This window comes from Mangrovibacter sp. MFB070, from assembly GCF_000705335.1.
GTDB classification, from domain to species: Bacteria; Pseudomonadota; Gammaproteobacteria; order Enterobacterales; family Enterobacteriaceae; genus Mangrovibacter; species Mangrovibacter plantisponsor.
Map to the genome: position 1 here is coordinate 227,664 of NZ_JJMI01000035.1, position 13,078 is coordinate 240,741.

At 51.9% G+C, this 13,078-nt stretch carries 11 protein-coding genes; 2 read left to right on the forward strand and 9 right to left on the reverse strand.

Annotated elements, in window-relative coordinates:
- Nucleotides 1–4: 4 nt before the first annotated feature.
- Nucleotides 5–1,105: an alkene reductase gene (locus DT73_RS17960; RefSeq protein WP_036112488.1), complete on the reverse strand. Its 1,101-nt coding sequence runs from the start codon at nucleotides 1,103–1,105 to the stop codon at nucleotides 5–7.
- Nucleotides 1,106–1,538: 433 nt separating this feature from the next.
- Here DT73_RS17960 and DT73_RS17965 point away from each other — a divergent pair, with 433 nt between their 5' ends.
- Nucleotides 1,539–2,156, forward strand: coding sequence for a TetR/AcrR family transcriptional regulator (locus tag DT73_RS17965; RefSeq protein WP_036112667.1), 618 nt, complete (start codon nucleotides 1,539–1,541; stop codon nucleotides 2,154–2,156).
- Nucleotides 2,157–2,443: 287 nt separating this feature from the next.
- On the opposite strand, the gene DT73_RS17970 is transcribed toward DT73_RS17965, so the two are convergent.
- Nucleotides 2,444–3,286 (reverse strand): type 1 glutamine amidotransferase domain-containing protein, encoded by an 843-nt coding sequence (locus DT73_RS17970; protein ID WP_152552545.1) that lies wholly within the window; start codon nucleotides 3,284–3,286, stop codon nucleotides 2,444–2,446.
- Between the two features lie 2 nt (nucleotides 3,287–3,288).
- Entirely contained in the window at nucleotides 3,289–3,981 is a 693-nt protein-coding gene (locus DT73_RS17975; protein ID WP_036112495.1) for a type 1 glutamine amidotransferase domain-containing protein, read from the reverse strand.
- 508 nt (nucleotides 3,982–4,489) lie between these two features.
- Here DT73_RS17975 and DT73_RS17980 point away from each other — a divergent pair.
- Nucleotides 4,490–5,524, forward strand: coding sequence for an SMP-30/gluconolactonase/LRE family protein (locus tag DT73_RS17980; RefSeq protein ID WP_160173981.1), 1,035 nt, complete (start codon nucleotides 4,490–4,492; stop codon nucleotides 5,522–5,524).
- Nucleotides 5,525–5,666: 142 nt separating this feature from the next.
- On the opposite strand, the gene DT73_RS17985 is transcribed toward DT73_RS17980, so the two are convergent.
- The 6 genes from DT73_RS17985 to DT73_RS18015 all read right to left on the reverse strand — a co-directional run bounded on the left by DT73_RS17985 (nucleotide 5,667) and on the right by DT73_RS18015 (nucleotide 12,500).
- Nucleotides 5,667–6,263 carry an ANTAR domain-containing response regulator gene (locus DT73_RS17985; protein ID WP_036112501.1) on the reverse strand — a complete coding sequence of 199 codons (597 nt, stop codon included), beginning with the start codon at nucleotides 6,261–6,263 and terminating at the stop codon, nucleotides 5,667–5,669.
- Nucleotides 6,260–7,456 (reverse strand): transporter substrate-binding domain-containing protein, encoded by a 1,197-nt coding sequence (locus tag DT73_RS17990; protein ID WP_235234536.1) that lies wholly within the window; start codon nucleotides 7,454–7,456, stop codon nucleotides 6,260–6,262. The genes DT73_RS17985 and DT73_RS17990 overlap by 4 nt, the downstream gene beginning before the upstream one ends.
- A 60-nt stretch (nucleotides 7,457–7,516) precedes the next feature.
- Nucleotides 7,517–9,235, reverse strand: coding sequence for a nitrilase-related carbon-nitrogen hydrolase (locus DT73_RS17995; protein WP_036112504.1), 1,719 nt, complete (start codon nucleotides 9,233–9,235; stop codon nucleotides 7,517–7,519).
- On the reverse strand, nucleotides 9,235–10,722 hold the full coding sequence (locus DT73_RS18000; protein ID WP_036112673.1) for a cytosine permease: 1,488 nt from the start codon (nucleotides 10,720–10,722) through the stop codon (nucleotides 9,235–9,237). Before DT73_RS18000 ends, DT73_RS17995 begins: the two co-directional genes overlap by 1 nt.
- Before the next feature lie 1,038 nt (nucleotides 10,723–11,760).
- Complete coding sequence (locus DT73_RS18010; protein WP_036112511.1) at nucleotides 11,761–12,246, reverse strand: GNAT family N-acetyltransferase; 486 nt, start codon at nucleotides 12,244–12,246, stop codon at nucleotides 11,761–11,763.
- Nucleotides 12,234–12,500, reverse strand: coding sequence for a DUF1778 domain-containing protein (locus DT73_RS18015; protein ID WP_036112514.1), 267 nt, complete (start codon nucleotides 12,498–12,500; stop codon nucleotides 12,234–12,236). The genes DT73_RS18010 and DT73_RS18015 overlap by 13 nt, the downstream gene beginning before the upstream one ends.
- Nucleotides 12,501–13,078 lie beyond the last annotated feature (578 nt).

Consider the following 13,078-nt stretch of genomic DNA (forward strand, 5'->3'; position numbering starts at 1 on the left):
GAACTCAGGCTTTGTCAGTAAATCTCGGGTACGTTGTATAGCCTTCAGCACCACCGCCATAAAACGTGGAGCGGTCGTAGTGGTTAAGCGGTAATCCCTGCCGAATACGCTCCGGGAGATCCGGGTTAGCAATAAACTGGCGGCCAAACGCAATGGCATCTGCCCGTCCCGCCTCAATCGCTTCACCAGCGGTTTCACCTGTAAATCCACCAGCAAGGATCAGCGTTCCAGGCCAGAAGGGGCGGAGTTGATCAACAGATTGTGGGGTACCAATTTCCATTCCACTGCCCCCACGGGCTTCAATAATGCTCAAGTAAGCAATATTCAGCTTACTCAGCGCTGGCAGAACATAGCTGTAAAGGCCGATCGGGTCTGAATCACCTACATCGTTATAGGTGCCGAATGGCGACAAACGAACACCGGTGCGATCAGCCCCCCAGATCTCCGCAACGGCCTGCGTCACCTCAAGGAGCAGTCTTGCGCGGTTTTCCACAGACCCGCCGTAAAGGTCAGTGCGCTTATTCGAATGGTCATGCAGGAACTGCTCAAGCAGATAACCATTTGCACCATGAACTTCCACCCCGTCAAAACCTGCGGCAAGCGCATTACGAGCCCCCTGGCGGTAAGCTTCAATAATGCCGGGTATTTCATTCAGCTCCAGCGCATGAGGAACCTCATACGGTACCTGCTGCCATTCAGGAGTCAGTGACTTCTCAGTGGTAATGGCAATGGCTGAAGGCGCAACCGGCAGCACACCACCGGGCTGGAAACTGGAATGCGAAGAACGCCCGACATGCCACAGTTGCATGAAAATCAGCCCGCCTTTCGCATGAACTGCATCCGTCACCTTCTTCCAGCCTGCAACTTGTTCCTGAGAGTGGATCCCAGGTGTTGAAGGATACCCCTGGCCGTAAGGAGTAACCTGAGTGGCTTCAGTAAAAATAAGCCCCCCTTTTGTTGCGCGCTGGCTGTAATACTCCGGAGCCAGTTCATTGGGTACATTCCCTTCTCCAGCACGCATACGAGTAAGCGGAGCCATAAGAACGCGATGTTCCAGGCGGTAGCGCCCAAGGTTTAAAGGGGTAAAAAGTGATGAAGCAGACATGCAAAGGTCCTCATTTAAAGTCAGCGCCAGGGTTTAGCGCGGGAGCATCAGTTATTGCAGCAGGTGGCTCAGTATTGCCCTGATTCTTTTTAATATGACCGGTCGTCTTTAATAAGTCAACTACCCAGAATGTAGATTTTTTGTACTTGAAATGGCGGCCTTGAGATTGTCTTTCAGCATGCTTGACAGGAGAGAGACTTGTCGGTCAGACTAATAATGACCAAATGGTTTATATTACCTCACTTCTGAGACCGTTTAAGGTACACAGAGGGTTAATCTGAACGGCGGGGCAGTTTCCGTTCCGGCACTTTACTCAGGCCAGAACACTGCACCAGCCCAGACAATAGCTGGTAAACAATTATTTAATGACCGCAGGCCTGTTCTGCAGGCAATGAAATGTGACTGGCCATTTTTACTATGGGTATATAACGCAATGAATACGCAACCAACACCTGCCAAACGTGGGCCAAAACCCAATGTTGCTACCCGGAGCAATCTGCTCAATGCCGGGGTGAAAATGCTGCATGAAGCGGGTTATTCAGCAACGGGTATCCAGGAGATTGTCAATGCCGCTCAGGTACCTAAAGGCTCTTTTTATAACCACTTTGCAAGCAAAGAGGTCTTTGGCCAGGAAGTTGTAGATTATTACTTCAAGTCGGGGTTACACACCTTGCGCGAAGTGCTGGCAGATCCCAGTGTTCCCCCGCTGGTGCGGTTGAGTAACTATTTTGATCAAAGAATCAAATTGTTCACAGAAGCCGGTTTTGTCCGGGGCTGCCTGATGGGGAACATGAGCCTTGAAGTTGCCGATCACAGTGAGGCAATTCGCGATACCCTGGCAGTGAATTTCACGGAGTGGAGTAAACTATTTGAGTCCTGTATTGCAGAGGCTCAGGCGTCAGGAGCAATCACAAATCCCCTTCCTGCCGCCAAACTTGCCCAATTTATTCTCAACAGTTGGGAAGGCGCATTGCTCCGAATGCGGGTTGAGAAGGATGACAAACCGCTGCGTGATTTTTGCGAAATCGTGTTCCACACCATTCTGGTCTGAGGCAACAGGTCTTTAGCTGCTTTACCGGGGAAATAGCTCACAGGCGAATAAATCTGCATACAGCGCCCTATTTTACACCTGTTTTTCGGCGCTGTTTGCAGCACTGCTACTCAATGAATTACCCGGCGTTACTTTCTGGCCAGGCACTCTGGTGGTGAGTGTCGGTTCAGGCAATGAATTCCCCTGTTTGCCTGAGCTGACTTACCCCAGTGTTAAGGCATACTGGGGCATGATTTAAACCTCACAGGCGGAGCTACCCCGGGCCGAAGTGGCCCAGTTACAGTTCGTTAGTGTGTGTTTGCCAGGCGTTTGAGTAATGCAGCACCAACAGCACTTGCTGAAGCCGGGTTTTGCCCGGTGATTAATTCACGGTCTTCAACTACATGGCTCTGCCATTTCTCTGGCGCTGCCTGATATTCTGCGCCAGCGCCGGTTAACGCTTCCTGTGGGGTAAATTTCAACTGTCCACCAGCAAAAATACCTTTACTTGCCGCTTCTTCGCGGTCCGAGAATGCAGTAAGCCGGTATCCGGCATAAATCCAGCCAGACGCTTTCGTTGCTGAATTCTGTTCAAGCTTCCGGGTGTAGTCAGTTGCATCTGGCAAGGCTGATATCAGTGCAATCGGGCCATGACATACCAGTGCGGTAGGTTTGCCTGCCTGGTGGAACGCCTTAAGCAATTTACCCATTTCCGGGCTGACAGACAGATCCTGCATTGGCGCATGCCCACCGGGAACAAACACTGCATCGAACTGGTTGTAGCCAATCTGTTCAACACGGGAAAGACTGATTACCGGCGAATGCAGAGGGCTGGTGAGTTGCAATTTTTCCAGCAACTTCATGTGGGTTTCCAGCGACGCCTGGCTACCACCAAAATCCTGAGCATTGACAGATTGCGGGTCCATCGTGGGTGCTTTTCCCAGCGGTGTTGCAAAGGTCACTGTGTCACCGGCATCAATAAACATCTTCACTGGCTGCATTAATTCGTTCAGGTAAAAGCCTGTGGGATGTGTACGTCCATCACGCAGTTGCAGTGTATTGCTATCGGAAAGCACAACCAGTATCCGGGCCGCGTCTGCACCAGAACTGACAACCAGCAACGCTGAAAGTAACAGTACGCTTTTCTTCATAATCATGCCTGTGATGCTTTATTCAGCAACTGGTTACGAATTGCTTCACCCACGCCAGTTGCTGACTGAGGGTTCTGACCAGTGATCAAATTGCCATCAACAACTACCTGGCTCTGCCAGTCGCCTGCTTTTTCATGCTGCGCGCCATGTTCTTTGAGTGCAGTTTCCAGTAAGAATGGTACCGCCTGAGTCATCCCCACGGCCTGTTCTTCAGTGTTAGTGAAAGCCGCAACGCGTTTTCCATCAACCAGCCAGTTGCCATTACTGAGTTGCACATTAACTAATGCAGCCGGGCCATGGCACACTGCAGCAACAACCTGGTTATTCTCGAACATGTCGCGGGTCAGGCTAATTATGGTTGCATCTGTCGGGAAATCCCACATAGTGCCATGCCCGCCAACATACATAATTCCGCTGTACTGCTGGCGATCAACTTCAGACAAAACCAGTGTATTTTTTAGTTTTTGCTGAAAAGCACTGTCCTGCCAGTAGCGTGCATTAACAGGATCATCTAATTCCACGCCATATACCGGCGGTAAACCACCTTCAGGGGATGCGAACTCTGTTGGGATCCCTGCCTGTTCCAGTACATGCAACGGGTGGGTTAATTCAGGCAAATAGAACCCTGAATCACCTGTACCACGGTGGCTGGTCAGCACGAAAAGAATGGGTTTGACTGATTGATGAAAATCCATGGAATAAACCTCTGTCGCGTATTTTTCTTGGATGGCTCACCCGGTATCACAAGGTGTAGCAAGGGAAAAAAGCAAAACGCCTCTGATGTTGGTATGTACCAGGCAAAAGCTGATAAAAGCGGTAATTGAGCACCGGGGATTAGCTTTCTTTTTACTGAGCCCCATCATAGACGGTGCCATTTATTTAAAAAACGCCACTTTGCTTATACACATTATCAACAGAAGTGATAACAGAACCCGACACACCTGCAGTAGCGCCAGAACAGTGAAATAGCACTAATCCACCGGATTAAACGGGCGGTTATGGCACAGTGATTCCCGAATAAAAGCGTTAAATACAGCTGCGGCGGGCCTGGAAAGTGGCTAATTCACTGGCAACCAGGCAGCGTTAAAATTGATATGAGATTACGCAATGACAGCAACACGAAGGCAGTTTTTGATTGGATTGAGTGCACTCACACTTCTTAAATCACCACTTAGTTTTGCCAAAGCACCAGCTACGCTCAATATGAAAATTTTCATACGCTCGCCGTGGATGGTGAACCAGGTTGCACTAACCAGTAAAAACCAGGTTTTTCTTGGTGCTCCACGTTACGCGAGAAATAAAAGTACACCTTCCCTGGTAAGGCAAGAGAAAGACGGTTCATTAAAGCCTTTCCCGGGCAACCAGTGGAATGAATGGCAACCAGGCAAAGATGCCGCGAACGCTTTTGTCTACCTGAACTCGGTCCATATTTTTGATGATGACACGGTCTGGTGCGTTGACCAGGGTTCACTGAATCCAGGTGTTTTTTCTGCGCAAGAAGCAACTCTCCAGCCTGGCGCGCAGAAAATTATCCGGCTCGAACCTGATACCGGTGAAATTATCAACATCATTCGTTTTGATAACACGATCCTTCCGCCTGGCGCACAAATGAATGATCTCAGGCTGCATCAGTCTGTGCTCTATATTTCCGATTCCGGGGTCGGGGCGATTATTATCCATGATTTACAAACCGGGAAAACACTGCGCCGCCTGTCAGGCATGGCCGTCGTCAGGGCATCGGACAAAAAACCGCCATCCATTCTTGACCACATCAAGGGAGGGAAATCATTTAACCCGCCTCAAAGTGACCTTATTGAAATTACACAGGATGGTAAATGGTTGTACTGGGCATCCCCTACCGGGCCATTGTACCGTGCAGAAACGCGTTTTTTGCGCGATGAATCGTTATCAGATGCACAACTGGCCGCAAAAGTTGAAAAAGTCTTCGATAACAATTTCTCTGGTGGGTGCTGTATGGACTCGCAGGGCAATGTCTACTTTTCAGAAACTGCGCGCCACGTCATCTCCGTCTATTCCCCTTCCGGCCAGTACCGGACACTGGTAGAAGACCCACGGCTGAACCGGCCCGACGGCACATTTATAAGTAAAGACAGAAAGTTATATATCCCGGAGAAAGTCCCTCTTCCTGATGACCGAAACAGCTGGGCTGTGTTTGTTGCCGATTTACCAGGAACCTGGCAGGGAATACCCCTGGGTGGCGCAGTTGCCTCACAGTAAATGTCTCAAAACACCGCGCACTTAACAGCATCGCTCACTTTAACAATACGGGCAGCCGGTCTGGCTTATTGTTCTGGTAACAGTGCTATGTTTCTGGCTGGATGGCTCAGGTTTTCCTTGCGGTGAACCTGTGCCTGTTCAGCTATTTCCCATTCAATGCGCCTAACTGTATTTCGGGCTGGCTGACCAACTCAATACTGAATTGCTCAACTGTTTTTTGCTGCTCCATTGCCAGGGTTCTTAACCTGCTGTAAGCCGAGTTTTCATCCAGCGCAAAATGGCGCATAAGTAACAGTTGTGCAGAAAAAACAAAGCGCCGGGCTTTAAGGCGCTCTTCCATTTTTTGAATACTGGCTTCAAGAGACTGGCGGTTTTGCCAGTTATGCAGCGCCAGGGAAACCGCCGTCAGTAGCCCGTCGTAACGCACGGGTTTACGCATATGCCCGTCAATCCCCTGGGCAATAACCCACTGCAGGCGGGATGGCGTTTCGTTGCCAAGCAGTGCGATTCGGGGCAACGCAGGCCAGGACAAAGCGTCGCCACCGTTCACATCCGGGTTATCACTGTCAAAAATCAGTGCATCAACTTGCGTGCTATCGTTTTCAAGGGAAAATGCCGCCAAACGCCGGGTTTTCATACCCAAACGCAGGCACTGTTGCTCAAGGTTCTGTGCTGTTTGCTCATCACACCCTACCAGCCCGAGAGACAACCCACGCACTCGCCAGGTATTTTTTCTCATCCGCCCTCCTGCTCCAGCGAAGACGGGTTCTCCACCAGTTCATTCAGGTCAACCCAGGTTAACCATGGGTCTGGTTTCACGGGCTCAGGCGCCTGCCACAAGATCTGAAAACGGCCATCAGCACCGCAGCGAGCAAGGCGGGGCGTTAGCCAGGCATGGTTATTTTCCGGGTCAATTCGGGTACACCCGCCAGGCCCTTCAATTACGTCCTGATACACAGCCTGGCGTACATCAGCAACATCGGCAGAATGTGCCCGGGCAATGGCCCGCGCCAGAAAATGCCCACTCAGCCAGGCCGCTTCTGAATCCACGGAAGGCGAGCTGTGCTCACCAAAACGCTCACGGTAACGTTGCAAAAAGCGCTGGTTTTCTTCGCGCTCAATACTCTGGAAATAAACGGCAGATACCAGGTAACCTTCCAGTGCGGCGCTGCCCACGATATCCACTTCAGGTTCACAGAGTGTGAGGCTCAGTTTCACACGTTCCGGCGAACGCAGCCAGGCATGCTCTGTTGCCGCAGCGTGCCATGCCTGGTAGAAACGGTACGCGGTAACTCCCACCAGGGTAACCAGTACCACTGGCGGGCGTTTTTCAATGATGTCATCAATCACTGCCTGAACATCGGTTTCACCCAGCGCCAGCAAGCGGCTTGCCACCAGTTCGCCTCCCACAGGCTCTATTGCCTCGCGGGTGATACGGTCAATTTCCCATGACCATACGTAATTGGAGCCAACGTGGTAAATTTTGGGCTCATATTGCTCCAGCACATATTTAATCATCGGGATAACGTGCTGGTTAGGTGCGGCACCAAGGTACATCACATTGTTGCTGCTTTCGAAGCCTTCATAGCGTGCTGAATGCCATAACAACGCATCGGCACTTTCAATCAGTGGCAGGATCTGCTTGCGTGATGCCGAGGTATAGCACCCCACAATGTGTTTCACACCATGGCGGTGCAATAATTCACGGCAGTACTCCGCGTATTTTTCCAGCGAACCGGCCGGGTTAAGTACCACCGGAGCCAGGGTAAAATTGTAGTCAGGCGACGCATTCGCCTCTTCTATTGCCAGCAGAATGCCATTAAGCATCTCACGCCCGATAACACCGTAATGCCCGGAAAGGGAATAAAGGATCCCTACCGGCACAACGGTTTTTTTCTCTTCTGCTTTCAATGAATCGGGGGTTGAAATCACGAATCCTCCGGGTAAAAACAGGCCGGGGCATAGCGCCCAACGGCCCAGGGTAACACCCGCTTACAGCGGTTCCTGCCTGGCTTTAATCAGTGGCAGGTAGCCATTTGTCTGGCGCATCGCAACCAGGTCTTTGCGCCTGACCACATTGGTGGGGTAAGGCGTATCCAGGTTGCTGGTATCCATAGTTAAGGTTACCAGCCCCTGCTCATCCAGCAACAGGCTTTCATGGCGTGGGAATGCAAAGGTATCCGGGCCGAAAATACCACTCAGTCCCAGAGATTTACCGGGCTGGTAACTGTTCGCCCAGGCCAGGTAACAGTTATTTTCCCCGGCACGCACGCGCGGAACCAGCCAGTGATATTTATCGGCGCCGCACGGGATGGGGTAATTGTGTGGTATCTCTGAACCAGGGTGAGCACCAGGTACTGGCTCCCCCATTGCCGCCGGGCAGGCAAGCAGGTCGCAGCCCCGCAGAGCCAGAATACGCCCGGCTTCCGGGAAAGTGATATCTTCACCAATCAGTAACCCCATCCTTCCACAGGGGATATCCACCGTCACCCATTTATCACCGGGTATTGCCCAGGCTTTATCAGCTTCGCTGAGGTGGATTTTGCGGTAAGCGCCCAGAATACCCGCCGGGCCAACCGCAACCGCGGTGTTGAAGCATTGCCCGGCATCAGCTTCAACCAACCCGGCTACCAGTGTCATTTTCAGGCTGACAGCCAGTTGAACCAGTGCCGTTACTTCAGCCCCGGGCAGGTGCAATGCCTGCGCAGCCCCCTGGTATGACCCCGAGAGTGAAAACTCAGGAAACACGATGACTTCAGCCCCTTTTCTCTGTGCCGCAGTCGCCAGGTGGCGGATATGTGCCAGGTTCTGTTGCACATAATGTTGCGGGGTAAACTGCCCGACAGCAATTTCAGAGACTTTCCCGGCTGGCAGCGGAGAACGCTGGTAAAGGTTGAAAAAGTCCAGAGGGTTCCAGGTATAACTGTCATTCATCAATTCCAGGTACTTTTCCGGGCGGCGCTGGCAGACACGAGGCGCTTTCTCGCCACGCCCCAGCGTTATCTCACCCAGCACGATGCCGTCGCCACTGTCGGTACTGGCCTGAATACCGCCATCCGGGTTTATCACGCAACTGCCGCCGCTAAACTGCACACCGCGCTCCAGCCCCCAACGGTTGCTTTCAATCAGGTAACAGTCATTTTCCCAGGCCCGGTTGATCCAGTACGGCGCCGGTGTCCGCTCCGCCAGCCAGTTGCTGATATGGCAGATAACATCTGCATTCTGCACCCCGGCCAGGCGGGCTGTTTCAATAAAATGGATATCCATGCAAATCAGCATGGCAATGCGCCCGACAGGGGTTTCAAATACTGCATGCCCTTTGTCGCCATTGGCCGCCCACTTCGGCTCAGAAATATACGGGTGAGTTTTACGGTGAGTGCCAACCACTCCTGACGGGCCAATCAGCGCCGCCGAGTTGTAGTACAACCCGGTTTCGACATCCACTTCTGGCATACCCAGCACCAGGTAACAGTCATAACGTGCCGCCAGCGCGGCAAAGCGCCGGGTTGTATTACCAGGAATGGTGTCCACATAAGGGGCGATTTCTTCACGGTTTTGCCAGCAGTAACCACTTACCCCCATCTCTGGCATAACCAGCAGTTTCGCGCCCTGCTCCGCGGCCTGTTCACATAAAGCCAGCAACGCCTGAATATTTTCTTCCTGGCGAAACATCGTTGGTTCAAACTGAATCGCTGCAACCTTGACTGTCATTAGTTCATCTCCGTAGCAGACTGTTTATTGGGAGCCGGGCACAGGCTGGATTGTGAAGGAGACCAGTTGGTTACCACATCCTGCGGGAATTGCGTGAAGTAGTAGCGGCCACGGGTTGCCACGCTGAACACAACATGCAACACCGGGCCAACCAGCATGGAGATAAACGAGGCGTAATACATTGGGTAAGCGCCCAGAATACCGGCGGCGCCAATTGCCACGGCAATCAGCAACGCGAACACACCGGCCGGGTTCCATGAGTGCAGGTACTCTTTGCGGTATTCCACAAAATCGGAGGGAGCAAGGTTCAGTAATTTACGGCAAACCAGGTAATCCGCCAGAATAATAAACACCCAGGTATTCGTTAAAATACCGGTAATAGACAAGAACGTGCCGGTATACTGCAAAATATTGCAGATATAGAACACCACACCAAGCAACCAGACCAGCAGCATCCACCACTGGCGACCCGGGCGGTAGTTAAATGCCATATCCATGGTATTGGACAGGGCTATTGAGCCGGAATACAGGTTCAGCACGTTAATACGAATTTGCGTAATCACCGCAAACACCACACCAACCAGTGCCAGGATGAACGGGAACACAAAACCCGGGTCCATTGCGAGCGAGAACGGGTTGGGGTTGTCGATATGCGGCATCAGCGTGTATGCCAGAAACGCACCAAACAGCATTACCACCACAATAGGCAGCAGCATCCCCAGCATGATGCCCGCAGTGCCTTTATGAGTCACACCTGGTTTCGCAAAGCGGCCATAGTCCGTTGCCATCAAACCCTGGAAAACAATCTGCCCATTAGCCATATTCATAACCAGCCACAACGATGTGCTGTTCACTTCACCACTGGCATGCCAGCCTGATAGCCCGACGGCATCGTAATGATGAGTCAACTGGTAGATACAAAACCCGAACAGCAGAATAAAAATGGGCACGCCCCAGGTTTGCAAGAACTGCATTGATGACATGCCTTTCCACACAAACCAAATTGCCACCAGGCCTGTGCAGGCAAAGATCATCACACCAGCCAGTGAATTCACTTCCACCCCGGAGTAGTTAGCGATGGCATGGGAAACAATGGTGCCTTCAAACAGGAAGTAGAAAATGAAGTTGATGGCATAAATGGCCGAGGTAAACGCGGAGCCCATATACCCAAAACCGAGGCCCCGGGTCATCAGGTTCAGTGACAACCCTTCTTTGCTCGCCAGTTTCATGATGCAGGAACCAATAATGGTTGCGAACACCACCATATAACCAATCGGCAGTAGCATAGTGGGCCAGCCCACCAGGTTGCTCATGTCTGCTCCAAGGCTGAACCAGAACATGGCGGTTGAGTTACCCAACAACACCAAAATAATGGCAGGTATTGGCCAGCGGTAGTGCTTTGGCACCCGGCCAACGGCGTAATCTTCCACCGCTTCGGCTTCAGTAATGTCTTGTGGCCCCTGGAACCACTGCTTAAATTTACTCATATTTGTCACTCCAAAGGCATAAAAAAAGCCCCGCCAGCTCATTGAGCTGCGGGGCTTCTTTGCCTGAATTCTGTTAGTTTCACTGCGCCTTACAAAGACGCCAGCGTGGAGGTACAACGGCATGAACGGCGACGCTGCCTGCCAGGCCCATAACGGGGCGAGGCCATGCAACCCGACTAAAGCAAAAGTAATGCCAGTTAGCAGGGTTTTTCTTTAATGATATGTTTTTACACTCTTTTTTATAATTTTGTACATATTGCATTCATTGCCGCCGAGCTACCAGGGCGCACCGTTGTAGTGCGTGATGGTGTTATGGAAGTGCAGCCCAGGGGAACGAAATCCACTCTGCCAGTACTGCGCAAATTGCGCGCCGTGTCCATCACTCTGCTTTCTCTCACCCGCAACGCCCGGCGCCCGCAGGGGGCACTGGCCCCCTGCCCCCCCTTTTGTGGCCGGCAAAATCGCCGCTGCGCGGACATTCGGCTTACCCCGGCGGCCTGTTCGGGTACCGCTCCGAGTCGGCTTCCTGCCTCCCGTCGCTCTGCCTGCGTCCTGCAGGCAGCCCCGGCCCGCCAGGCACGCCTCAACGATTTAGAGGCCACACCCCACACCCGTTTGTAATATCTCAGCAAAAAACATCAAAAAGACAGACCAGACACAGAACTTACAGCCACTCAGCACAACACAAAAAACCCCGCTACTTGCAGCGAGGCCTGTTCGCGTAAGACCGGTGAACCGCAGAAAGGAAGACAAGGTTATTCCGCCCGGACGGCGGAATAAGGCGAACCGAGGCATGGATGCCGAGTCGAGCCGGCCGCAGGCTGACTGCCCGGAGGTGAACGCAGTGCGCAGCACCGGTCGCCCGCGAAAACGGGGATTGCAAAGGGGGCAAGCCCCCTTCGCCCGTTCACTGGCTGTGAAGCCACATTAGCCCCATCACTTCAAGTGAACGGAAACAACTACACTGCAAGTGAACAGAAACAACAACACAAAAAGCCCCGCTACTCGTAGCAATACGGCCATATTGGTCTTCACCTCCTATTGAGGGAGTTTCAGAAACAATGTCCGCTGCTGAGTTTGTGATGGTTTGAAACCATGGTGAATATAGAAGTTTTTGGCTTCTTCCGTAAGCGCGTGAACCATGATTGCACGCACACCAATATTCTCGGCTACTCGATAACAACGAAGCACTGCGTCATGCAGTAAATCAGCACCAAGCCCTTTTCCACGGAATGAGACATCGACAGCCAGGCGGGCAAGGATAATGACAGGAATGGGATCAGGCATGTTACGCCGAAGGCTGCCTGTCGCTTCTGTATGGTTGACGCTCCCGGTGGCCAGAGAGTAAAACCCGGCTATTTGTTTAGTGTCCTTCTCACAAACTACAAACGTTCGGGCCGCTCCGAGAGCCTGATTTCTGAGGCCCCTCTGCTTTAACCAGTCATCGAGCACTGCTTCGCCGCTGACAAACTCCGTTACCTGATGAAAAGCGGATAAAGGTTCTGGTGCTGTTACACGTCCCACTGAGGTTTCCTTGCCAGCAGTTTTTCGATAACGGGATCATCTGCGACCGGTGCATCAATCATATCGATGAACTCTGCGTATTGCTCATCGTTAAAATTAAAGACGCGGCGATCGAGGATAACATCCTCGGCAGCCTTACAGGCTATTTCCAGAATGAAATCTGTACGTGATTTATGAAGGATTTCAGCAGCAGCATCAATGAGTGCTCGCTGGGATTCCTTGGCTCTGAGGTTAAGTTGAACATCTGATTTCATGAGATACCCCCGTATAGCATTTGCTTTACAGCGTAGCACAATAAAAATGTATAGCAACCGCTATACACCAGATTATCGTCTTTCATATTTCGAATGATTATGCTTGGTTTGCGCCAATCACACTTCGTCACTTACTGCTGCTTTTTCTGCTCATCTTACCAGGTGCTATAAAAGTGCCTTTTTTGCCCATACGAAAAGAACGAAGCCCTTCCTCTCCATGTTCGCGGAACACCTCCATCCACTTCCCAACAGAGACCGCACTAGCGACATTAAATTTCGCAGCAGCCTGTAATATCTCAGCAAAAAACATCAAAAAGGCATACCAGGCACAAATCCCCCAGCCACTCAGCACAACACAAACAACCCGCTACCTGCAGCGAGGGCCTGTTCGCGTAAGACCGGTGAACCGCAGAAAGGAAGACAAGGTTATTCCGCCCGGACGGCGGAATAAGGCGAACCGAGGCATGGATGCCGAGTCGAGCCGGCCGCAGGCTGACTGCCCGGAGGTGAACGCAGTGCGCAGCACCGGTCGCCCGCGAAAAACCGGATTGTTAAGGGGCGGGCCCCTTAACACGTTC

Coding starts and splice junctions, on each gene's coding strand:
- DT73_RS17965 (WP_036112667.1), top strand. CDS start 1,539: ATGAATACGCAACCAACACCTGCCAAACGTGGGCCAAAACCCAATGTT.
- DT73_RS18000 (WP_036112673.1), bottom strand. CDS start 10,722: ATGAGTAAATTTAAGCAGTGGTTCCAGGGGCCACAAGACATTACTGAA.
- DT73_RS17985 (WP_036112501.1), bottom strand. CDS start 6,263: ATGAGAAAAAATACCTGGCGAGTGCGTGGGTTGTCTCTCGGGCTGGTA.
- DT73_RS17970 (WP_152552545.1), bottom strand. CDS start 3,286: ATGAAGAAAAGCGTACTGTTACTTTCAGCGTTGCTGGTTGTCAGTTCT.
- DT73_RS17960 (WP_036112488.1), bottom strand. CDS start 1,105: ATGTCTGCTTCATCACTTTTTACCCCTTTAAACCTTGGGCGCTACCGC.
- DT73_RS18015 (WP_036112514.1), bottom strand. CDS start 12,500: ATGAAATCAGATGTTCAACTTAACCTCAGAGCCAAGGAATCCCAGCGA.
- DT73_RS17975 (WP_036112495.1), bottom strand. CDS start 3,981: ATGGATTTTCATCAATCAGTCAAACCCATTCTTTTCGTGCTGACCAGC.
- DT73_RS17995 (WP_036112504.1), bottom strand. CDS start 9,235: ATGACAGTCAAGGTTGCAGCGATTCAGTTTGAACCAACGATGTTTCGC.
- DT73_RS17980 (WP_160173981.1), top strand. CDS start 4,490: ATGAAAATTTTCATACGCTCGCCGTGGATGGTGAACCAGGTTGCACTA.